This is a genomic window from Terriglobia bacterium (genome assembly GCA_032252755.1).
GTDB lineage: Bacteria > Acidobacteriota > Terriglobia > Terriglobales > Acidobacteriaceae > JAVUPY01.
The window spans coordinates 214,292-237,677 of the sequence record JAVUPY010000052.1; the positions used below are offsets into that span (position 1 = coordinate 214,292).

15 protein-coding genes and 1 tRNA gene are annotated in these 23,386 nt (G+C 57.4%); 3 read left to right on the top strand and 13 right to left on the bottom strand.

The window, feature by feature from the left end; translation table 11 throughout:
- Position 1: 1 nt before the first annotated feature.
- The 7 genes from ilvB to lysC all read right to left on the bottom strand — a co-directional run bounded on the left by ilvB (position 2) and on the right by lysC (position 9,686).
- Complete coding sequence (ilvB, locus tag ROO76_12370; GenBank protein MDT8068950.1) at positions 2 to 1,711, bottom strand: biosynthetic-type acetolactate synthase large subunit; 1,710 nt, start codon at positions 1,709 to 1,711, stop codon at positions 2 to 4.
- A 150-nt stretch (positions 1,712 to 1,861) separates the two neighbouring features.
- A complete protein-coding gene (gene ilvD / locus ROO76_12375) occupies positions 1,862 to 3,589 on the bottom strand; it encodes a dihydroxy-acid dehydratase (protein ID MDT8068951.1) in 1,728 nt (575 codons plus the stop codon).
- A gap of 258 nt (positions 3,590 to 3,847) precedes the next feature.
- The gene (gene thrB, locus ROO76_12380) at positions 3,848 to 4,777 is read right to left on the bottom strand and encodes a homoserine kinase (GenBank protein MDT8068952.1); all 930 of its coding nucleotides are present in this window, start codon (positions 4,775 to 4,777) and stop codon (positions 3,848 to 3,850) included.
- Complete coding sequence (gene thrC / locus ROO76_12385) at positions 4,777 to 5,991, bottom strand: threonine synthase (protein ID MDT8068953.1); 1,215 nt, start codon at positions 5,989 to 5,991, stop codon at positions 4,777 to 4,779. Before thrC ends, thrB begins: the two co-directional genes overlap by 1 nt.
- Before the next feature lie 39 nt (positions 5,992 to 6,030).
- Complete coding sequence (locus ROO76_12390) at positions 6,031 to 7,326, bottom strand: homoserine dehydrogenase (GenBank protein ID MDT8068954.1); 1,296 nt, start codon at positions 7,324 to 7,326, stop codon at positions 6,031 to 6,033.
- Positions 7,301 to 8,281: a branched-chain amino acid transaminase gene (locus ROO76_12395; GenBank protein MDT8068955.1), complete on the bottom strand. Its 981-nt coding sequence runs from the start codon at positions 8,279 to 8,281 to the stop codon at positions 7,301 to 7,303. Before ROO76_12395 ends, ROO76_12390 begins: the two co-directional genes overlap by 26 nt.
- Entirely contained in the window at positions 8,250 to 9,686 is a 1,437-nt protein-coding gene (gene lysC, locus ROO76_12400; GenBank protein ID MDT8068956.1) for a lysine-sensitive aspartokinase 3, read from the bottom strand. The genes ROO76_12395 and lysC overlap by 32 nt, the downstream gene beginning before the upstream one ends.
- Before the next feature lie 504 nt (positions 9,687 to 10,190).
- Between lysC and ROO76_12405 the strand changes: the two genes are divergently transcribed.
- A tRNA-Pro gene (locus ROO76_12405) sits at positions 10,191 to 10,267 on the top strand.
- A 25-nt stretch (positions 10,268 to 10,292) separates the two neighbouring features.
- On the opposite strand, the gene ROO76_12410 is transcribed toward ROO76_12405, so the two are convergent.
- Positions 10,293 to 11,543, bottom strand: coding sequence for a tyrosine-type recombinase/integrase (locus tag ROO76_12410; GenBank protein MDT8068957.1), 1,251 nt, complete (start codon positions 11,541 to 11,543; stop codon positions 10,293 to 10,295).
- Between the two features lie 873 nt (positions 11,544 to 12,416).
- Here ROO76_12410 and ROO76_12415 point away from each other — a divergent pair.
- Both ROO76_12415 and ROO76_12420 read left to right on the top strand, forming a co-directional pair.
- Positions 12,417 to 13,358 (top strand): ArdC family protein, encoded by a 942-nt coding sequence (locus ROO76_12415; GenBank protein MDT8068958.1) that lies wholly within the window; start codon positions 12,417 to 12,419, stop codon positions 13,356 to 13,358.
- Positions 13,359 to 13,440: 82 nt separating this feature from the next.
- On the top strand, positions 13,441 to 15,051 hold the full coding sequence (locus tag ROO76_12420) for a ParB/RepB/Spo0J family partition protein (protein ID MDT8068959.1): 1,611 nt from the start codon (positions 13,441 to 13,443) through the stop codon (positions 15,049 to 15,051).
- Positions 15,052 to 15,481: 430 nt separating this feature from the next.
- Here the strand turns inward: ROO76_12420 and ROO76_12425 are convergent, their stop codons facing one another.
- From ROO76_12425 to ROO76_12445, 5 genes are all read right to left on the bottom strand, one after another.
- On the bottom strand, positions 15,482 to 15,865 hold the full coding sequence (locus ROO76_12425) for a hypothetical protein (protein ID MDT8068960.1): 384 nt from the start codon (positions 15,863 to 15,865) through the stop codon (positions 15,482 to 15,484).
- Positions 15,866 to 16,314: 449 nt separating this feature from the next.
- Positions 16,315 to 18,711, bottom strand: a complete 2,397-nt coding sequence (locus ROO76_12430; GenBank protein ID MDT8068961.1) for a heavy metal translocating P-type ATPase — start codon at positions 18,709 to 18,711, stop codon at positions 16,315 to 16,317.
- Between the two features lie 9 nt (positions 18,712 to 18,720).
- A complete protein-coding gene (locus ROO76_12435; protein ID MDT8068962.1) occupies positions 18,721 to 19,062 on the bottom strand; it encodes a P-II family nitrogen regulator in 342 nt (113 codons plus the stop codon).
- Between the two features lie 9 nt (positions 19,063 to 19,071).
- Positions 19,072 to 22,152: a CusA/CzcA family heavy metal efflux RND transporter gene (locus tag ROO76_12440; protein ID MDT8068963.1), complete on the bottom strand. Its 3,081-nt coding sequence runs from the start codon at positions 22,150 to 22,152 to the stop codon at positions 19,072 to 19,074.
- A 7-nt stretch (positions 22,153 to 22,159) separates the two neighbouring features.
- The gene (locus ROO76_12445) at positions 22,160 to 23,386 is read right to left on the bottom strand and encodes an efflux RND transporter periplasmic adaptor subunit (GenBank protein MDT8068964.1); all 1,227 of its coding nucleotides are present in this window, start codon (positions 23,384 to 23,386) and stop codon (positions 22,160 to 22,162) included.

Below are 23,386 nucleotides of genomic sequence, written 5' to 3' on the forward strand. Positions count from 1 at the left end.
ATTACGCATCCGTTGCGGTTTCCACGATGGGACTCGGACGGCGGATCATGCGATGCAAATCCGCTCCAGCCGGAACCATCGGGTAAACCGTGTCTTCCTGTTCGACCTGGAAATCGATGAGCACAGGCCCGTCGTGCTCACGTGCAGCCTGCACCGTGGGAATCACATCCTTGCGTTGATCAACCTTGACCGCGTGAATCCCAAACGCTTCGGCTAGCTTCACAAAGTCCGGATTCAACAGGGGCGTCGCCTGGTAATTCCTCTCGTAGAAGAACTCCTGCCACTGCCGCACCATTCCGAGATAGCCGTTGTTGATGATGGCGATGTGGATCTTCAGCTTTTCTTGCGCTAGCGTCGCCAACTCCGGCATCGTCATCTGGAAACCGCCGTCGCCGACGACGACCCAGACCTCCGCATCCGGGCGCGCCATCTTTGCGCCAATCGCCGCCGGCAGTGCGAATCCCATCGTGCCCAATCCACCAGACGTGATCAGCGAGCGTGGGTCTTCGTGCTTGTAGTACTGCGCCTCCCACATCTGGTGCTGGCCTACGTCGGTCACCACAATCGCGTGACCGTGCGTCTGCTGCCAGATGTCGTTGATCACGTGCGCAGCATAGAGATGGCCGTTGTCCGGAAGGTTCTGAATGTCGCGTACCGCCGCATCGCCTTTAAGTTTCTGGATGTAATCGAACCACTCTATGCGCTCGCGTGCCTCGACCTCCGGCAGGAGTTGATCGAGGACATCCTTCAGGTCGCCGACCAGCGGTACATCCACTTTGACGTTCTTGTTAATCTCCGAAGGATCTATCTCGACGTGGATCTTCTTTGCTCCGGGCGCATACGTGCTCAAGTTCCCGGTCACGCGATCGTCGAAACGCATACCCAGCGCGATCAGAAGATCGGCATCCTGGATCGTGTGGTTCACCCACGCCTCACCGTGCATGCCCATCATCCCGAGATTTAGCGGATGCGACGCCGGGAGCGCACCGATCCCGAGCAGCGTCAGCGCCACGGGGATATTCGCGCGTTCCGCGAGTTCGATGACTTCCCGCGTTGCGCCCGACATCATAATGCCGTGCCCCGCGAGGATCACCGGACGCTTCGAGTTGTGAATCAACTCCAGCGCCTTCTCGTACTCGTCCATCTCCGGCGAAAGATCTGGCCGATACCCTGGCAGTTGCGGCTTTGCGCCCTCCCAGTCAAACTCGCAAGAAGACTGCTGCGCATCTTTGGTGATGTCGATGAGCACCGGCCCCGGCCGCCCCGACTTTGCGATATAGAACGCCTCGCGAATGGTCTGCGCGATCTCGCTCGCATGCGTGACCAGGTAATTGTGCTTCGTCACGGGCAACGTCACCCCCGTGATGTCCGTTTCCTGGAATGCGTCTGAGCCGATTAGCTTGCTGCCCACCTGCCCGGTGATGCACACGATCGGCGACGAATCCATCATCGCAGTGGCGATGCCCGTCACCATGTTGGTCGCGCCCGGCCCCGAGGTCGCAATCGCGACGCCCACTTTGCCGCTCGCGCGCGCATAACCATCTGCCATGTGCGTCGCGCCCTGCTCATGACGCACCAGCACGTGGTGAATAGAGGAGTGCTTCAGCGCGTCATAGGTCGGCAGAATCGCCCCGCCCGGATACCCGAACACGACGGACACGCCCTCGCGCTCCAAACACTCCCAGATTATTTCCGCTCCCGTCTTCATCATCCCGTTTTGCCCCACCCCATTTGGCCGTCATCCCGAGCGAGGATCGCGCTTGTTGTTCACGCGCCGCAGTTTACCGGGGTCCCCGGCACGCCCGCATTTGGTGTGCTGGGGTGGCTTAGCGCGTCGCGACCGCAGTCGAGGGACCTGCATTTACTTCCCGGCTCTGCTGCTCACGGCGAAATCCGGCGTTCCCGCCGCCTGATAGATCTCTGTAATCGCCCCACGTGCAGCCGACGAAACTGTCGCCGCATACTTCGCGAACACCCCGGTCTTGTATCCAGGCTCCGGCGCTTTCCACTTCCGCAACCGTGACTTAATCTCCTCGTCCGGCACCGCCATCGAGAGTTCTCTCTTCGCGATATCGAACGTGATCATGTCACCGTCGCGTATCGCCGCAATCGGTCCACCGACGGCAGCTTCCGGCGCCACATGCCCTGCCATCAAGCCGCGAGTCGCCCCGGAGAATCGTCCATCGGTTAGCAGCGCCACCGTGTCACTCAACTCAGCGATCCCCGCAATCGCGGCCGTAACGCCCAGCATCTCGCGCATTCCCGGACCGCCTCGCGGCCCCTCGTAGCGAATGACGACAACGTCGCCAGCCTGGATCCGTGCATCCTGCACCGCCGCAAACGCGTCCTCTTCCGAATCGAACACGCGCGCCGGTCCGCGATGATTGAGGTGCTCATGTCCCGCAACCTTCACGACGCAGCCCTCGGGTGCAAGATTTCCCTTCAGAATCACATGCCCCCCGGTCGGCTTGAGTGGCTGCGCGTTCGGCCGAACCACGACTTGTCCCGGTGTCTCCGCTGCCGAAGTAGCTTCTTCCGCAATCGTTCGCTGCGTGACCGTCATCGCGGCTTCGTGCAAGAGCCCAGCCTCGAGCAGACGATTGGCTACTAACCTTGTCCCACCCGCCTCGTAAAGATCGGTTGCCATGAACCGGCCTCCGGGTTTGAGATCGCAAAGCAGCGGCACGCGCCGATTGATTCGATCGAAGTCGTCGATGCTCAGTTCAATCCCCATCTCGTGCGCAATCGCCAGCAGGTGCAAAACGGCGTTGGTCGATCCGCCCGACGCGGCGACGCTCGCAATTGCGTTTTCAATCGCGTCGCGCGTGATGATCTGGCTTGGCCGCACATCAGCCCTGAAGAGTTCCATCACCAGCTGCCCGGCCTCGTACGCTACCTTGTTCTTCGCTTCGACCATCGCCGGAACTGCATTCGCGCCCATCGGCGAAATCCCCAGGAACTCACTTACCATCGACATCGTGTTCGCCGTGAACTGCCCGCCGCATGCCCCCGCGCCCGGACACGCGCTCTCTTCCAGCATCTGCAACTCCGCATCGCTCATCGCACCGCGCGCATGAGCCCCGACCGCTTCGAACACATCCTGGATGGTGACGTTCTTCTCGTGAAACTTTCCCGGCGCGATCGATCCGCCGTACAGCATCACCGACGGCACATCAACGCGCGCGATCGCCATGATCGTCCCCGGAATCGTCTTGTCACATCCCGAGATCGCCACCATACCGTCGAACAGATTTCCCCGCGCGACGAGTTCGATCGAATCGGCGATCACCTCGCGGCTCACCAGCGACGCCTTCATTCCCTGCGAACCCATCGTGATCCCATCCGAGATCGACACCGTGTTGAACTCCATCGGCGTCCCGCCCGCGTCTCTCACGCCCTTCTTAATGTGGTCCGCGAGTTCGCGCAGGTGGTAGTTGCACGGCCCAATCTCGATCCATGTGTTCGCAATCCCGATGATCGGTTTCTTCAGGTCCTCACTCGTAAATCCTGCCGCATGAAGCATCGCCCGCGCCGGCGCGCGGTTCGGTCCATCCGTAATAGCTGCACTTTTCCTGGGTTGATCCGGCATAAAAAATTCGTTCTGGGACGCACTGTCCTTTTAACTTTGTGAGTGCCATCTTAGGGCGGAACTTGATGATTAGTCCAATTTATATTTTTATCAATATCATTCACTTTGCCTAATACTGCAATTGAAACTTATGCGCCCTCTTGCTGCTGTAATCACCCCACCTAAATGCCTCAACCGAAGGAAATTAAGCCGCTGTCGCCATCCTTATGAAGCTATCGGGCAGCTTATGATTTCAGGCCCGACGTTTAGCATCCGTGCTCAAACCGTCGGGGGCACCGATTCTACCGCGCGCAAACTCTCCTCACCCTGATGCACGCTCAAAACTCGCACCGCGCACGCATTCCCCGTCCGCAGATACGTCCTTCGCATGAGCGCCGCAATCGCCTCGACATTATTCTGTGCGAACCCCACCAGCGACGGCCCCGCTCCGCTCAAGCAAACGCCCAGCAAATCCGGATGCTCCAATCCGAGCAGGTCTTCCAATCCCGGCACCAGTTTCTCCCGATACGGCTGATGCAACCGGTCGTGCAGCGCCTCGCGCAACAAACCATAACTCTCGTTTTGCAGCGCGCTCATCAGCAGCACCACGCGCTGAAGGTTGTACACCGCATCCTGTCGCGACACATGCGACGGCAGCACCTGTCGCGCCGCCTGCGTCGACAACCCAAACTCCGGCGTCAGCACAATCATCTGTAGCGACTCCGGCCAGCGAAACTGCACTGCCACAGCCGATCCATCCGGCAACTCGCAGCTCGCGGTCATTCCGCCCAGCAGCGCCGCCGCGACATTATCTGGATGCCCCTCCAGCGCGGTCGCCGCATTCAGCATCTGGTTCGGCGATAGCGGCCTCGCCACTGCGTCGTACAACCGGATCCCCGCGACGGTAGCCGCCGCGCTACTCCCCAGCCCCGACCTCATCGGGATATCGCTGCGAACCTCCACCTTGAGCGACGGCAAGTCTTTCGGCAACTGGCGCGCCAGAAATCGAAACGCCCGCTCAATGTAGTTCTCGCCCTGAAGTTGCAGCCCTTCAAAGCGAAAATACAATTTCGACTCCGCATCGTCCGTCGCCCGCACTCGCAGCGTGAGATACAACTGCACTGCCACAGCAAGCGTGTCGAATCCCGGCCCCAGGTTCGCAATTGACGCCGGTACCCGAATCTCAAACTCCTGCGGCGACATTCCCATCAGTTCATCCCCACCGTCGACGCATCGCGCAAACGCCCCTGCTCGCGCCGAATGATGAACTCCGTGTCTTTCAAAACGTGTCCGGTCAGGATCGCCACTACGCGCGCGTCCGCCTCGATCTTCTTCTCGCCCGCCAGTTTGTGCAGGGCCGCCAGTGTCGTCGCCGAAGCCGGCTCACACCCAATACCGTCACGTCCAATCACTTCCTTCGCTTCGGCGATCTCCTCATCCGTCACATCCATCACCCAACCGCCTGTGAACTTCACCGCACGCAACGCCTTCCTCCATGAACGCGGATTCCCGATGCGAATTGCCGTCGCCATCGTTTCCGGATGCTCCACTGGCACCAGTTCCGCCGCTCCGCGTCGCCACATCTGGGCCAGCGGGTTGGCCCCTGCCGCCTGCACGACCACGAGTTTCGGCACATGCTCGATCAACCCCGCCGCCTTCAGTTCCTCGAACCCTTTTCCGAACGCGGACGAGTTCCCGAGATTCCCGCCCGGCACGATCAGGTAATCCGGCGGATCCCACCCGAACTGCTCGCAGAGATGGAACATCGTCGTCTTCTGCCCCTCGATCCGGAACGGATTGATCGAATTCAAAAGGTAAATGTTCTCTTTTGAGGATTCGATCACCGCATCCAGCGCCGCATCAAAACTGCCTTTGATCTGCACGACGTCGGCCCCGTAATCGAGAGTCTGCGCCAGCTTGTTGACGGAAATCTTTCCCTCTGGCAGATAGACTCGAACCTTCAGCCCAGCACGCGCCCCATACGCGGCCAGCGATCCAGAGGTATTTCCCGTCGAAGCGCAGGCGACAATTTTTGCGCCTGCGACTTTCGCCTCCGTCACTCCAACCGTCATTCCCAGGTCCTTGAAGCACGCCGTCGGGTTCCACCCCAGGTGCTTGAACCACAAATTCCGCAACCCCGCGTATTCAGCCGTGATGTTGCCGCGCACGATGGGACAATTCCCTTCTCCCATCGTGACGACCGCTTCCACCGGGTACTCCGGAAGAAACTCGCGGAAGCGCCAGACACCGCTCAGATCGCGCGGATCGTCGGAGACTCGCCGCTGCGCCCAGAGCCGCTTCAGTTTTCCGGGCTCGCACTCGACCTCCGGCTCCAGTTCCAGCAGTTCACCACATTTCGGACAGCTCAACCGGCGATCGTGCAAATCGAGTTCGTAGTGGCACTCACTGCATTGCAGTCTCATATCTAATCGTCATTCCGAGCGGAGCCGCGACTCACGTACTCATCCCAATATCGGCATATCCACCGGCGCCGCCACATGGAAAGTCAGGTTCCGAATTTCCGCCAGCGCCTCGCGCAACTTCTCGCTGCGACACGGCTCCAGCGTGATCACGAACGGCAACGACGCCTTCGAAAATCCCGGCCGCTGCAGCACCGAATCGATGTTGATTCCATGCCCCGAGAACACATTCGCCAGAGCCGCAATAATTCCCGGCTTGTCCGCTACTTTGAACCGGACGTAATGCGCACTGTTGAAATCGCCGCTCACCTTCAGCTTTCGCGCCGCACTCCAACCGACACTTGCCTGATTCTCACGATTCCGTGCCAGCCACAGCAGGTCGGAAACCACCGCCACCGCCGTTGGATCACCACCGGCACCGTGTCCTGAGAAAACTGTTTCGCCGCCGAACTCGCCCTTCGAAACAACGACGTTCTGGCTGCCCGTCACCCGCGCCAGCGCCGAACTCTGCGGCGCCAGGCACGGCTGCACCCGCGCGTACAACGTGTCACCCTGTAACTCTGCCCGAGAAATCTGTCGTATGGTGCACCCCAAATCGTGCGCGTAAGCAAAGTCGATCTGCTCCACCTCACGAATGCTGTGCGTCTCCACCTGCTCCGGTTCCAACGACGCGTTCAGTGCCGTGCGCGCCAGGATCGTCAGCTTTGCCCTCGCATCGAACCCGTCGATATCCTCCGACGCATTTGCCTCTGCAAATCCCTTCGCCTGCGCCTGCTCCAGCGCCTCGCTGAACGAGATCCCCGCATTCTCAATCTGGCTAAGGATGAAGTTGCACGTGCCGTTCAAAATGCCGCTGATGCGCTGGATGCGATCGCCCGCGAGTCCTTCCTGCAAGCCCAGCAGCACCGGGATGCCGCCCGCGACCGAGGCACCATATAGAAGATGGCACCCATGCTCCGCTGCCAGCTGCAACAGCTCCGGGCCGCAGCGGGCCATCAACTGTTTGTTGGCCGTCACCACCGACTTGCCCGACTCCAGCGCCCGACGCACCCACTCCTCTGCCGGATCCAATCCGCCGATCAGTTCCAGCACGACATCGCAGTCGGACGTCAGCACGTCATCGACATTTTCCGTCCACACGACCTCGCGCTTCACCCAATCGACCTTCTTGCGATCGATGTTGCGGTTGTAGACGTGCGTCAAGTGGAGTTGCCCAGCCCCGGCCGTGAGAATGCGTGCGACCGAGCGTCCGACCGTGCCGAACCCGATCAGTCCAACCTTGCATCGCTCGTCGCGCGCCTCGCTCGCTTCTTTAGTCACCTGCGGCGACGTTACCAAGCCCCGCCTCCTTTGCTGCCTCGCTCCGTGCCGGCACCTTCACATAATCCAGCCACCGTGCAGAAAACTTGTGCTTGCCTCGAACTGCCTTGGTAAATGCGCGCTGCAACCGCTGCGTCACCGGGCCCGTCTCGCCCCCACCGATCTTGCGGAAATCAATCTCGCGCAGCCCGATCACCTCGGCAGCCGTACCCGACACAAAGACTTCATCGGCGAAATACAGCTGGTCCCGCGAAACCGGCTGCTCCGTCACGCTATATCCCAGATCGCGCGCCAGTGCAATGATGCTGTCCCGCGTGATGCCCTCAAGCACGCCGGCCGCTGGCGTCGTGTAGATAGCTCCCTTGCGCACCAGGAACAGGTTCTCTCCCGTGCACTCGGCGACGTACCCCTGCGGGTCGAGCATGATCGCCTCGTCGAATCCCAGCCGCACCGACTCGGTCTTGGCCAGCACCGAGTTCACGTAATTCCCGCAGATCTTTGCCTTCGTCATCGTCACGTTCGCGTGGTGCCGGGTGAACGACGAGGTGTTGGCGCGGACGCCGCGCTCCAGCGCCTCATGACCAAGATACGCTTCCCAATTCCACGCGGCGATACCAACGTGAGGCTCACCGTTATCGATACACAAATTCCATCCGCCCTCGGCGAGATACACCAGTGGTCTAACGTAGCAGTTTCCAAAACCATTCGCGGCGACCACTTCCAGCACCGCGTCACAGAGTTCATCCACCGAGTACGGCAGTTCGCGCCACCCGAGAACCTGTGCCGACTGCTCCAGCCGACGCATATGGTCTTTCAACCGAAATACCGCCGGCCCGCGATCCGCCTGGTAGCACCGGATACCCTCGAATACCCCGACGCCGTAATGCAGACCCGCCGTCAAAAACGGCAACTGCGCCGCATGCTGATCCCGCAACTCTCCATTAAGCCAGATGAAATTCCCTGTCTTCGACATCAATCGCTCTCCTCACCTTTGTGACTTCGTGTTTTCGTAATACTTCTTTTTTCGGAAAGAAATGTGCGTGCAGTTTTGCTACTGCCTTTGGCACCGCCTCTTCATCGACGACCACGCTGATGTTGATCTCCGAGGCGCCCTGCGAAATCATGTGGATATTCACGCCGGCGTCCGCCAGCACGCGAAACACGCTCGCCGCAATACCGACCGTCCCGCGAATGTCCTTCCCCACCAGGCACACAATCGCCTTGCGAGGCTCGACATCCACCTCACCCAACTCTCTTAGTTCCGGAACCATGGCCGCGACATCGTGCGACGGATCGACCACCAGCGACACGCTCACTTCCGAGGTCGACACCAGGTCCACCGGGCAGCGATGCTTCGCGAGTATGTCGAACATCGCTTTCAGGAAGCCCGAGGCCATCAGCATCCGCGGCGCGCGTAGGTTAATCACCGTCGATCCCTTCTTCGCAGCGATTGCTCGGAACGTCGTCCGGCTGGGCGCCACCTTGCTGCGAACGCACGTCCCACTGCTCCGTGGCTTCCGTGAATTCAGCACGTAGACGGGGATATCGCGCTCCACTGCCGGCAATAACGTAGCGGGATGCAGCACCTTCGCTCCGAAATATGCAAGCTCTGCCGCCTCGTCGAAGCTGATCGTGCGGATTCGCTGCGCGTCCGGGCATAGTCGCGGATCCGTCGTGAGCATCCCCTCGACATCGGTCCAGATCTCGATTGCCTCTGCATCAAGCAGCGCGCCGAAAATCGCCGCTGAGTAGTCCGACCCGCCACGCCCGAGCGTCGTCACCTCGCCGTCTTCCGTTCCGCCGATAAATCCTCCCATCACCGGAATCTTTCCCTTCGAAAGCAGCGGTGCAACTGTTTTGGTCAACCGCTCGCCGGTCCGCTCGAATAAGGGCTGCGCACTCTTGTGCATCGCGTCAGTCACCATCAATTCGCGCGAATCAACATGAACTCCAGCAAGTCCTTCCGCGCGGAACGCCGCCGCAACCAACAAACTCGACAAAACCTCCCCATAAGAAAGAATGAGATCGGTAGTGCGATTCGAAAGCTCCCCAAGCGCTGCCACGCCCTTGAGCAACAACTCCAGCGATTTAACGTTCTCTTCGAAAGCCGCAAGCAGAAAATTCAGTTCCTGGCCCGATACCAGCTCACGCGCGGCCTCAACGTGCCGCGCCTCAAACCTCGCGAGTTCATCGAGCGCCGGCGCCAATTCATTCCGCTCCGCAGCCTCGCCCATCCGAACCAGCGCATCCGTCATCTTGGCCAAGGCACTTACCACTACCAGCGGACTCTTCGTGAGGCGCCAGCGAACAATTTGTGCCACCCGCCGAATCGCCTTGGCGTCCTCCACCGACGTCCCACCAAACTTCATCACGATCATTTTCGGCAACCTTTCCTATCAATGCCGTTATCCGGAGCGCCCCAAGTAGCGAGGAGTTGCGGAACCCGCATTTCTCGCCGCCCCGCTGTCTCGGGTCGCGCCAAAATTCACACCTAAAACACGAAAGCCCACCGTCTTATTGGCGGTGGGCTCGAATCTCTCTGAACTTTGCTTTAGATCATTTCGAGTCCGCCATCCCTGGGAGCACAATAATTCGTGTCACTGTCATAATGACCGTCGACAGGCTCACCGAGATGGCGTTGAAATGCATAAAGTCCGTGTAGAGTAACCTACCTTTTCTTAGAGGTCAAGAATCCATCGCGAGATTTCCGGTTACAAACATCACAAAAGTTTGGGGTTCAAATGAAATTGCCGATTCGGAATTTTTACTGAACGGCAGAGCAATGGAGCAGGAGATTGGCCGTGCCATGGCTCGCATTCGGGCTCTGCTATAATAAAAATGTAGCGACGAGTTCTTTCCTGCCTTCGTCGCGCCTTCCTAGTCGGGGAGTGGCTCAGCCTGGTAGAGCACCTGGTTCGGGACCAGGGGGTCGGAGGTTCAAATCCTCTCTCCCCGACCAATCTTTCTCTCGCATTCTCAATTGTTTACGCTGCCTCTACTGCTTCGTTTTTTTGTGCAGTTTTCGGTACATTCGGTACAACTGAGGGCAATTCGAATCCGAATCCGCACCGTTCTGCCCATTTTCTGCGGAATGCCACGTCCTCTTTGATCTTGTCGTAGAGGTCGCTCATATCCTCCCCCGCATGACCCATCCAGTATTTGTATAGTCCCGCAGGGCACTCCGTGTAATTCCGCAGGTACGTATTCCGAAAACGACGAAACGCATGGTTTCCAGCTTTGTGCGTTCCCGTAAACGGATTCACGTATTTGAGTTCTTTCAGCGCCTTATGCAGATGACGCCTGATTATGTTCGTTGGCGACACTGGTTTTCCTTTTCGAGTACAGAAGAGGAATCCCGTCTTGCGGTCGCCAATGAACTGTTTGAGCATCTCGGCAATGCTCGGGTGAAGATCGACCTGACGAAAGCCGTTCGCAGTCTTGAGCCGCAGTTCGACTTTCCCGTGACGAACCTTCTGCTTGATGTAGAGAGTCAGGAAGTCGGACGACATGTGCTTGTCGATTTCGATACCGAGCACCTCTCCGATTCTCAAACCCGCCGCACCGCACAGGATGAAAATCATCCGTTCCCGTGACTTCTTCCATCGCACCAAACCGTTCATTACCTCAGCAGAAAAGGACGGCGTGTTCTGCTTGTCCTTTTCGACGACGGGCAGATCGATGAACTCGTGATTCCACTTGCGCGGATAGATTTGCTCTCCTTCCTCATCGACAGCGGAAGCCACCACCATCTTGACCACTGGCACGTAGTTATCACTTATCGTCTTCGGCGACAAACCGCCTTCCGACATTCTGGCAACGAGTGTTTTGAGCACTGCATTGTTGACCTCGGATAGCGGCAGGTCTCCGATATTCGGGTTGATCCAATTATCCAAGCAGCCTTTCCAAAGTTCCAACGTCGCATTTGCTAATGGTTTGCGCTTGCGACGCTGAATGTGGTTCAGCCACCACTTCGCTTGCTGGCGGAATGTGACGCCGTGAGCCTGTTTCACCACCTTGTCGAAGAGCTCAACTGTATCCGCTCCGCTCCCCGTGATGATTTCACGGGCGCGCCGTTCTCTTTCTGATTTGGATATGCAACCGGGACCGGAGATCGGGCATATCTTGGCTCGCATGTGCCTTCTCTCTTCCTGTCCCGGTACATCCATCCACCAACGAACAACCCACCATTTACCGCTCACTTCAATGTGGCCGTTCTGACCAGTTCGGCGGGACATACACTTTCCTCTCCGCTTCACTGGTGTCGCTGGAACGAACTTAATATCAGTGGTCGACAATTGCAATGGACGGAATTCCCTGATCCGCCGAGAGTGCGAACGTTCTCGCACCGAGGCTTCTTCATTCACCGCCAGAAAGGTGCCGCTCTCCTCAGGCGAATTGCCGTGGAAAGAAAGAATGGAAACAGCGCGAATGGCTAAAGGGAAATGCTTAAGGGAAGGACGTCCCGCCGCCGAGTCTGATATACGGCGGCCCCAGCCCTGCCCACCGCCAATACCGCAGCGTGCTCTCTGGCAAATCAAGAATCGCGGACACTTGTTTCGTATTGATCAACTTCACCGTCCCGCACCTCAAGCGTGAAATCGCACTGGTTGTCCTGCTTGCTGATCGGCGGCGATTTTCACCAAACCAATCGAAAGACAACCCGGCACGCTCAAGTTAGGCCGGAAATCTTCAGTCGATCTATATCTTTTTGAGCCGACTTATTCCGTTTAGATATAAATCCACGCCCACACTCTGTTGCACGGAGACCACAATCCCAGCTCCGCCCAGAATCAGAAGATTCCACCTGAGACCTGCTTTCCTGACTCCATGCACGTAAAGCCAACCTCTCGGATTGCGCCTACGCGCGCCGTTCCCCGCACTTCCGCCGGGCGAGTGCGCCCACTCCGCTACGCTCCGGGACGGCCCTTCGGGACAGCGCGTCCGCGCGCCAAACGATAAAGCTGTTTGGCACTTGCCACGCCCGCCACTCGGTCCTTCACCCTCGCCCTCTGTCGTTCCTCTTTGTCTCCCTGTGGTTCGTTTTTTCCTTCGCTTCGCTCCCAGGTGAAAGAAAAAAACGCCCCACAGGGCAGACAAAGGAAAAAACAATGGAATATCAAAGCAACAACAACAGCAACGGCTCAGCCGCCGTCAATGCGGCTTCCGGCAGTAATAACCGGAAGCCCGCGACCGCACAGCAGCTCATCCGCGAAAACGTGCAGTATCTCATCCAGCAACTCGAAGCCGGACACAGCGAAGCCCTCACCGCCTTCCTCGACGCAATGGCTCATTTTCACAACTACTCGTTCGGAAATGTTTTGCTGATTGCGCGGCAGAGACCCACGGCAACGCATGTTGCAGGGATGAGAACGTGGAACGAGCTAGGCCGCCGCGTAAAACGCGGGGAAAAGGGCATCGCCATTCTTGCGCCCATGATTGGCAAGAACCGCAAGAAGCGGAAGCAGGAGAGCGAAGAAATCGACTCGAACAAGTCCGCTCTGCTCGGCTTTCGTCGCGTCTACGTGTGGGATGAGGCGCAGACCGACGGCGCACCACTGCCAACGCTCGGAGAGACCACCGGAGAAGTCGGCGAATATCACGACCGCTTGCGGGAGTTTGTCTCTTCACGCGGAATCGCCTTGGAGTACAGCGAAGACATCGCGCCTGCATTGGGTGTTTCCTACGGCGGCAGAATCGCGCTGCTGCCCGGACAGACGAAGGCCGAGGAGTTCGCCGCTCTTGTTCACGAGACCGCGCACGAATTTCTGCACAAGGCCGAGCGGCGCACGGCAACTACCAAGACGGTGCGAGAGACGGAAGCGGAAGCAGTCGCCTTTGTCGTCGCAAAAGCCATCGGCCTGAACGCCAACACCAGCGCTGCTTACATCCAGCTTTACCACGGCAACGCCGAGTTGCTGATGGAAAGCCTTGAAGTCGTCCAGCAAACAGCTTCCGCGATCCTCTCGGGAATCCAGACGAAAGAATCCATTTCACAGGAAGGTCCCGACTCTCAGTTTTCAACCACGGAAGCGGCACAGACCGCCGCCTAACCGCACCGCACCATAGGCGCGGACAGGCGAAGTGTGTCTGTCCGCTCGACTTTCACCTATTACTCGAAAGGAGCAAATCGTCATGTCTACCGCAGTTAGCATCAACAACAATGAATACCGCAATCTGCCTGTCGTACAGTTGCAGGAATCGCCCACCAACCCACGCCGCCGCTTCGATGAACACAGCCTAGCGGAACTGGCTGCCAGCTTTACGGCCCAAGGAGTGTTACAGCCCTTGCTTGTTCGCGAGATCGAAGAAAGCAAGTACGAGGTCGTTGCCGGAGCACGCAGATTGCGTGCCGCCAAACTGGCAGCACTCGAAACCGTTCCTGTGCGGGTTGTGGAACTCTCGGACGCCGCCTGTGCCGAGGCTCAGTTGGTCGAGAACATTCAGCGCGAAGGCGTGCATCCTCTGGAGGAAGCCTTCGCCTTCCACGTGCTTCTGCACACGGATGGGCTTCAGTACGACATCCAGAGTTTGGCTGCCAAGGCTGGAAAGAGTCCGGCTTTCGTGGCAACTCGGTTGCGCTTGACCGAACTGATTCCATCCATTGCCGAGGCCTTCTTGGCAGACCAGATCGGAGTAGGACACGCGCTGGAAATTGCCAAACTGCCGCAATCAGAACAGCAACTCGCATTCGATGCGGCATTCCGTACCGTCTGGAGTGGCAGCAAAGAAAGTCGCGTATTGCTGCCCGTGCGGGAGTTGACGGCATGGCTTGAGCAGAACATCCTGCTCTCACTTGATGCCGTGGCGTTCGACAAGGGCGATGAAACACTTGTGCCAGAAGCCGGGAGTTGTACGAACTGCCCCAAACGAACCGGATACAACACGCTGCTCTTCGATGCAGCGTTGAAAGATAGTTGTACCGATCAGCATTGCTACAACAACAAGCTCAGCAAACTCGTCGAGCGACAGATTGCCGAGAAACCGAAGCTGGTACAAATCACGACCAGCTACGGAACGCGCGGCGATGATGCCGTGCTTGGACGCAACCGTTACGTCGCCTTGAATCTTTCGGCGAAGAACAGGAAGTCAAAAGCGCCACTCTCGCCACACCAGAAGCCATGCAAGCAAATGAGCGAGGCGATTGTGGTGGACGGCACGGAACGTGGTCACATCGTAAAGGTATGCACCGATCCGACTTGTTCCGTTCACTTCGCCGACCGAGCCGCACCCAATCCAGAGCAGATGGCAAAGGAGCGTGAACAGCGGCGCAAGGAACTGGAACGGCAGAAGCTCGAAACCACGGTGCGGCACCGCACGCTGGCCGAAGTGCTCAAGCGCGTTGGTTCTCCGCTCGACCGTGCCGACCTCGTTCTGGTAGCGAGTGCGCTGCTGAATAGGCTCGAACCCATGAGGAAAGAAGTGTTCGCGCGGAGGCACAAGCTGATTGAAAAGACAGGCAGCGAGGTGACGTATCCGCAGGTGCAGCAGGCCATCGCAAAGCTGCTGCGGCAAGCGGATGAGGCAGCGCTATCAAAGCTGCTGATCGAGGTCACCTTGCTGGAGGTTGCGGACCACCCATCCCAAAGCGATGCAGATGCTCTGACTACAACGGCCAAACGGCATCGCGTGGACGTAGTGAAGGTCCGCAAAGCGGTCGAGCAGGAGTTTGCCGCCAAGCGAGACAAGCAGGAGAGTAAGCAGAAAACCGCTGCGAAAAAGACAGCCGCGAAACCCGCTGCGTAAACTGTACGATCTACAATTCAGGCACTCGGAGACTATCCGGGTGCCTTTTCTTCTGGTTCGCCAGCCCGTGATCCCACCCACCTAAGGGCTCCTGCTACCTGCAGGAGGCTTCTTCACCCCACCCACGGGCAAGGCGCGAATAGCTTTCCATTGCCGACGCCTCGCGATGATCCTGTTTTCTGAACACTTGCGCGTTTGTCGGTACTAACCCAACCAGGCGAGCTGATAACGTCCGGGTTGCCCGTCCTTCGGAAGCACCGGCTCATCAGCAGGGTGCGTCCTCTGCCCGCAGCATCTGCCGTTTTAACGGGAACGCAGTGCGCGAGTAAACCAATGACGATTTTGACCACTGAAAGCGTGGCGCTCACCGCAATGCTGATCAGCGCGATCCGTTTACCAAGGGCAACGTTTGAACTGTTTCCGGTAGCGCTCACTTCCGCTCGCTGCTCTGTTCCGCTCCGGCGCCTAATGCACTTTCCTCAACCCCGTGAACCATAGTCATACAGGTAGACATGCTCTTCTTCGCATCGTCCATTTGCACGGATAGCCGCTTCGTGTCTGGCATGCGCGCCGATACCAGTGCTGCGGCACGATTTAGGGCATCGCTCGCTTTCCCGCAATGCTCCCTCAGCTCCTTTGCCAGATCCGTCGAAGAGAGATAGACGTGGCGATTCTCACTGGAGCGGTCCGGCGACTTCGCGGCGGGCGAGGCACTTCCTTCCGGATTTTGGTGCGAGGTGTTTGGCGAAGGCTCCCGAGAGCAGCTCAGGCACAGCACGGAGCTGAGTATCATGACCGCGAATAGATTCCGCATACCAACACTCCAGGCTCAGTGTATAAGATGGTACGAGCATGACGCGACGCGAGAAAATCTTCTTCATTGTGGGCGCATTGACTGCACTGATTGTGGTCGCGATTGTGCACCATCTCATCACCTATCCTCATGGGCGATGATCATGGTTACTCTGGACTTAGGCAATACGCCGGTGCTCGCGCGGCGTGGCCTACAGATTCACAGTTCGGTGTCGCTTACTTATTTTTGCACGCAGTTTGCGTTGATGTGAGTACGATGTTCTTAGCCCTTCAATGCCGAACAGAGTTCCGACCGTGCAAAAGAGCAGACCGCCGATCAAGCTCCGCAGCATCAGATCGTGATGCACAATTGTGTGCCACAGCCCCCTGCTCAGCATAACCACGCCAATTGTCACGAAAAGGAAACTCGCTCCCACGTCGAACCAGACGATCCGACGGAGTGGTCTTCGTTTACCGAATACTTCGTGCATTGTGTTTCACTCTCAGCAGTCGCAATCCATTGATGATTACGGCGAGAGAGGCTCCCATATCGGCTGCTACCGCCATCCAAAGCGTCGCCCAACCAAAGAGGGCCAAAACTAAGAAGACTCCCTTAATCGCAATTGAGAAAATGATGTTCTGACGCAACACGGCGGCCGTGGCGCGGGAAATACGCATTGCAAACGGCAAGTGTGAAAGGTCGTCCGCCATCAGTGCGACGTCTGCTGTTTCAAGCGCCACGTCGGTTCCGGCGGCTCCCATCGCCACACCAACAGTGGCTGCAGCGAGCGCAGGCGCATCGTTGACACCGTCTCCAACAAACGCCACTCGCCCACCATGGTTTTCCAGTTCGCGGACTACTGTCACTTTGTCGTCGGGCATGAGCTCTGCTTTGAACTCATCAATCCCGAGCCGTTTGGAAATGGCTCGAGCTGTGTCCTTGTTGTCACCGGTGAGCATTACAAGTCGCCGTACGCCATACAGTTTCAGCAGACGAATCGCTTCAGGCGCTTCGGGCCGCGGTTCATCTGCAAGGGCAATAATCCCTCGCGGGGCGCTCTCGGAAAAGACTACGACCGCTGTCTGGCCCTGAGCCTGCGCACTGAAAAGTGCGTCCTCACTGGGCGGGGTACAAGCACCCATTTCATGGCAGAGTTTTTCGTTGCCGAGGTATAGAGTGGCGCCGTTCACACGTGCTCGGATTCCCCGTCCAGCGAGTGACTCGAATTGGTCAATGGGAGCCAAGACCAAACCGCGACTCTTCGCCTCTCGAAGGATGGCTTGCGCGAGCGGGTGCTCGGAACCCTGTTCTAGGCTCGCCGCAAGCTGGAGCACCTCGTTTGCGCTCGCGCCGTCAAACGCCATCACGTCAACCACCGTGGGCTGTCCCTTCGTGAGGGTCCCTGTCTTATCGAAGGCAATTGTCGTGGTTCGCCCGAAATTCTCGAGATGAATACCGCCTTTGATCAGCACACCTCCTCGCGCCGCAGCAGCTAGGCCGCTTACGATCGAGACCGGAGTGGAAATAACCAACGCGCACGGACAGGCGATCACCAGCATGGTGAGTGCACGATAAAACCATGTTCCCCACGTGCCGACGCCGAGTAATGGAGGAGCAACGGCTACTGCAATTGCCCCCAGCACGACGACTGGCGTATAGATCCGCGCAAAGCGATCAACAAATGATTGTGAAGGTGCCCGCGAAGCCTGTGCCTCTTCGACCGCGTGGGTGATACGCGCAAGGGTCGTGTCTTCTACGAGCTTGGTGACCCGAACTTCGAGTAGGCCGTTTTCATTGATCGAACCCGCGAAAATATCCGACCCGGGTTCCTTGTCTACGGGAATGGATTCGCCAGTTATTGGGGCCTGATTGACTGCCGAGGCGCCGGAAGTAACCGTTCCGTCCAGAGGGATTCGCTGGCCAGGTTTGATGACGATAGTCTCGTCCAGCCTGACATCCTGAACCGGGATTGAAATCTCCGTACCATCTCGCCGTACTGTCGCTTCCGGAGGCGACAAACTCATGAGCGCCTTGATCGCGTTCCGTGCACGATCCATCGAGTAGACCTCGAGCATCTGTGCAACTGAGAACAGGAACATCGCCGACGCGCCTTCTCCCCATTCTCCGATTGCGGCCGCGCCGACCGCCGCGACTGTCATGAGGAAATTCATGTCGAGGACGCCGCTTCGCGCCGCTCGGACGCCACGCGGAGCAATGAACCAACCTCCTGCAACTGCTGACCCAGCCAAAATAGGAACAAGTACATACCGTGGCGCCCCTGCCAGGATTGCGATGCCCCCAAGAGCAAGCAACAAGCCTGAAACTACAGTCACCACCAGCCGTTCGCGTCTTTCCCAGAAGCCGACGTGACGAATTTCCTCTCCTTCCCGACGCGCTCGCATTCCGAGTTGCTTTACAACTCGCTCCACTTCCGTCGCAGCGATGCTCCCTTCGACAACGAGGCGACGACGCATGAGATCGAACTGAAGTTTTTTTACATCAGGGAGATTGCCAAGCTTGTCCTCAATCTGCCGGACCTCATCGGCACAGTCCATTCCCTCAATGATGAACGCTGCCGAGTTCGCGTCCCCATCCTCTGCCCTGTACCCGAGACGCCGAATTGCGCCCGCTAAGTCGCCGCGAGCCAATGAACCTTCGGCATACACAACTTGGACCTTCCCGCCGACCACATCCACACTGACATCCTCAATGCCCTTGAGCCGCTCAAGTGCGTGGCGAATCTCGTCGGCACAGCTTGCGCAGTCCATTCCTCCGACACGTAAATCGCACACGGTCCCTTTGGCAGTTCCGTTGAAAGAAGGTTCGGCAACAATGTGACTCGATGCTTTGTGATCAGAATGAGCCATAGTTCCTCATCAAATTGCTCTTTCGCCTCGCTCGCCGGATCGTATTTTCACGACGTCGTAGACGGGATAAACAAAGATCTTCCCGTCTCCGGCGTTCCCGGTGTGCGCTATTTCCGTGATCACCCGTAGTACCGGTTCCACCAATTGATCAGGAACAACAATTTCCAGCTTCGCTTTCTTCACGTACTCGATTCCTTCATCGAGCACCGGGTTTGGCGAACCGGCAGCGCGTGCGCGGCCGAAACCGCGCACTTCCGACACAGTCACACCCGGTAAACCTTCTATTTCCTTCAAAGCCTCCACCACTTTTGAAAGCATGAACGGCTGAATTACTGCCTTTATCTCTTTCATGACTGTCTCCTAAATTTCAACTTCCTCGCGCCGTCCCTCAAACCACTTGTAAAGGCTGGGCAGCACGAAGAGGGTCAGCAGCGTGGAGGTGATAAGCCCACCGATAACCACGGTAGCCAGCGGACGTTGTACCTCGGCGCCTGCGCTGCTCGAAATTGCCATCGGCAAGAAGCCGAGGCCGGCAACAAGAGGTGCCATGATCATTGCTCGCATCTTCTCAACTGAGCCACGCTCCGTTGCCTCGTGAAGTTCAACACCCTCACGCCTCAGGCTCAGGATGTGTGAAAGGAGCACGACTCCGTTCATGACCGCAACGCCGGAGACAGCTATAAAGCCGACACCAGCCGAGATGCTCAGTGGCATTCCCCGAAGCGCCAGCGCTATCACGCCTCCCGATGCTGCCACAGGGACGTTCAGAAAGATCAGCACGGCTGGACGAACTGTGTTGAACGTTGTGTACAGCAGGAAGAAGATCAATAACATGGATAGAGGTACGACAATGGCCAAACGCTCTGTGGCCCGTTGTAGGTTTTCAAATTGGCCGCCCCACGTGACCCAGTACCCGGTGGGGAGAGATACCTTGTTTGAAACGGCAGCCTGCGCTTCCTTGATGAACCCTGACAAATCGCGACCGCGAACGTTCGCTTCCACGCTAATCCTGCGCTGACCGTTGGTGCGGCTGATCTGAGCCGGACCTACTTCCTTGCGTAGATCAGCTAACTGGCTGAGCGGAATCAGCCGCCCTTGGGGATCGGCAACCTTCAAGTTTCCAATCTTTTCAAGCGCGTCACGATCCTGGGCTTGGAAGCGAACCTGCAACGCGAATCGCTTTTGGCCTTCGAGTACCTGACCGACTTCTTTTCCCCCAATTGTCTCCACTGCGTCCAGAACATCCCGCGCATTTATGCCATAGCGTGCTATCTGGTCGCGGCGGACTTCTACTCGCAGGTATGGCAAGCCGCCAATCTGTTCTGCCTTAACATCCGCTGCACCCTTGACTTGGCCGACAACTCGCACGATTTCGTCCGCCTTTTGCCGCAACATTTCAAGATCACCGCCGAACAGGGTGATCGCTACATCTGACCGCACTCCAGCGATCAGTTCCTGCATGCGCAGCTCAATTGGCTGCGAATAACTGAATATGTTTCCAGGTACGCTTTTCTTAAGTGCCTTATCGAATGCCTCAATTAAGCCTTCGCGCGTTGATGCTGTCGTCCACTGTTCACGTGGTTTCAGAATGACGTAGACATCGCTGACCTCGACTCCCATTGGATCAGTAGCAATTTCAGCCCGCCCTGTACGGGAAACGACAGTCTGGACTTCGGGGAATTGCTTGAGCACCTTCTCTGCCATCGTTGTGCTATGGATGGATTCCGAGAGCGAGACACTCGGTAATCGCCAGGATTGGATAGCAAATGTGCCCTCGTCTAGCCGGGGAATGAACTCGGCGCCCATGAACGCCGCAACAACAATCCCGATCGCGAATGCCCCCGCTGCGAGCATAGCTGTGACTGCAGGGCGGTTCGTCGCCTTCCTCAGCCATGGGATATATCGCTCCTTCACATAGTGAATCAGCTTCGACTCATCTTCTTTGACCTTGCCGGCTACGAAGAAGGAACTCAGCACCGGCATCAGTGTCAGAGCAAACACCAACGATGCAACGAGCGCAAAGATGACCGTCCATGCCATGGGGCGGAACATCTTGCCTTCGACACCCTCCAGAGTAAGAATAGGCAGGTAGACGACGGTGATGATCAGCACCGCGAAGAAAACGGGGCGTGCAACTTCGCGGGAGGAATCCAGAATCACGGCAAAGGTATTGCGCTCACCTTTCTTTCTCGCTTCGGCAAGGTGACGGACGATGTTTTCGACCATCACTACTGAGCCATCCACGATCAAACCGAAATCGATCGCTCCCAGGCTCATTAGATTCCCGCTGATTCCAGTCCATACCATGCCACTAAAAGCCGCCAGCATCGAAAGGGGAATAGCCAAGGCCACGATCAAGGCGCCTCGAACGTTTCCAAGCAGTAAAAGCAGAATAACGACAACCAGCAAAGCACCTTCGACCAGGTTCTTCTCTACAGTCTTGATCGTCTTTTGGACAAGAGAGGTTCGGTCGTAATATGGATCGACTTTGACTCCGGGCGGAAGGGTCTTTTGGATTTCCTGCAATCGTTCGGAAACATGCTGTGCGACCACACGCGAGTTTTCGCCGATCAGCATCATCACGACGCCGGTTACGGCTTCGCCCCTGCCATCGCGCGTGGCTGCTCCTTGCCGGATCATCGGCGCAAAACGCACTCCACCCAGATTCTTGATGTAAATGGGCGTGCCGTTCTTCGTCGCGCCGACCACAATGTTGCCAATATCCTCAAGAGATCCGACCAACCCTTCCCCGCGAACAACGTACTGCTCTTGGTTGTGCTCGATGTAGCCGCCGCCCGAGTTAAAGTTGTTGCGCTCTAGCGCCTCAAATACTTTTGCCAGCGGGATGTCGTAGCTGACGAGGCGGCCGGCATCAAGCTGTACTTCGTAGGTTTTTAGTTCGCCGCCGTAGGAATTGACCTCCACTACCCCAGGCTCAGACCGCAGCAGTGGTGCAATATCCCACTCCAAGATGCTGCGCAGATCCATCAAAGAGTAGCCCTGTCCGCGGACTTCAAACTGATAGATCTCGCCGAGCCCCGTTGTGATAGGACCCATTTCAGGCGTACCAAAACCGGCGGGAATCGCTTCCTTGGCTTGCGGCAGGCGCTCCATGATCAGACGGCGACAGAAGTAGATGTCCATGTCTTCCTTGAAGAAGATTGTCACGGAAGACAAACCGAAGCGTGATATAGAGCGAATTTCTGTCACGCCGGGCAGGCCGCTCATTGCAGTCTCGACGGGAAATGTGATGAGGCGTTCCACCTCGACCGGACCTAAGCCGGGCGCATCCGTTAGTACAATGACCTGGTTCGGCGTAATATCTGGAACCGCATCAATCGGCAGGACCCGCATGGCCCAGATACCGACACCGATGACGACCGAGGTGAACACCAACACTAGGAACCGGTTGCGAAGCGCGAACTCGACGACCTTATTCATTGCGGTTCTATTCCTCCCCGCCGATAAATTCGCGCATTAGCGCAGATTTCACATAGAAACTGCCCTTGGCAACTACTCTCTCTCCGACTTTTAACCCCGACTTGATTTCAGCGCTCTCCGGAGTCCGTTCGCCCAGTTCCACGATTCGTTTTTCGAACTTTGTTGGTTCGATCTGAACAAATACCACCGGCTGTCCGTTGATCTCCTGAATTGCCGCAGATGGGACCGCGATTCCGGTACGCGACTCCTTGGTCGGAACTGTCACAGTCGCAAACATCTCTAGCTTCACTCGGCCATCATTGTTGGGAAGTACGCATCGCAGCTTGGCGGTTCGGGACGCTGGGTCTAATGAGTCACTTAGATATGCAATTTTTCCTCGGAACACCTCCTTAGGATATGAAGCCAGCGTTACTAGGCACTCGCCGCCACGGGCGACATCCTGAATGTCCTTTTCATAAACATCCGCTAGGGCCCATAAAGTACTGGTGTCGACGATCGTAAACAGTTCCTTATCGCGCCCGACGACCTCACCTTTAGAAACTTCGTACTTTGTCACCACTCCGGCAAGAGGAGCGCGAACTGTGTTGTGGGAAGCGGTGCGATGGATTGCGTGTTCCGTGCTGTTTAGGTGCTTAATGTCCGGATCCGTAAGACCGAACCGGTGGAGCTTTTCTTCTGCCCTCGAAGCCTCCGCTCGTCGGCTATCGACCTCGGCCGCTGCTTGTTGGTATTCTGCTCTGCGAAGTTCGAGCTCACGTGGCGAGATTGCCTCAACTGCAATCAGCGAATTGGCGCGCTCTAGGGACTTCTTAGCTACCTCCTGCTGAGCCAGTGCCTTGTCTAGGCCGCCGAGCAAATTCTTGTATTCGCCAACTGATTCGCCCAATTCAATGCTGTCGTATATGAGGAGGGGCTGTCCCCTTTTCACTCGGTCACCGAGCTGTACAAATACGTCCTCAATCACCCCTTGTGATAACGGGACAATGTGAGAGACGCGTGCTTCGTCTGGAGAAATGACGCCCGTTGTTGTTACAACCTGTTGAAGGCGACGCTCCTCTGTGCTGGCTAGCTCCATGCCGCCATTTCGCTGTGCATCGAGGCTGATCTCGACGGTGTTCGGATCTTTCTTCTCTTCGTGTAGTTCAGAAGACGACTTTCGTGAGCGCAGCAGCAATGCCCCAGCGACAACAAGAACGACAACCACAATACCCGCAATCAGTACCCTTCTATTCAC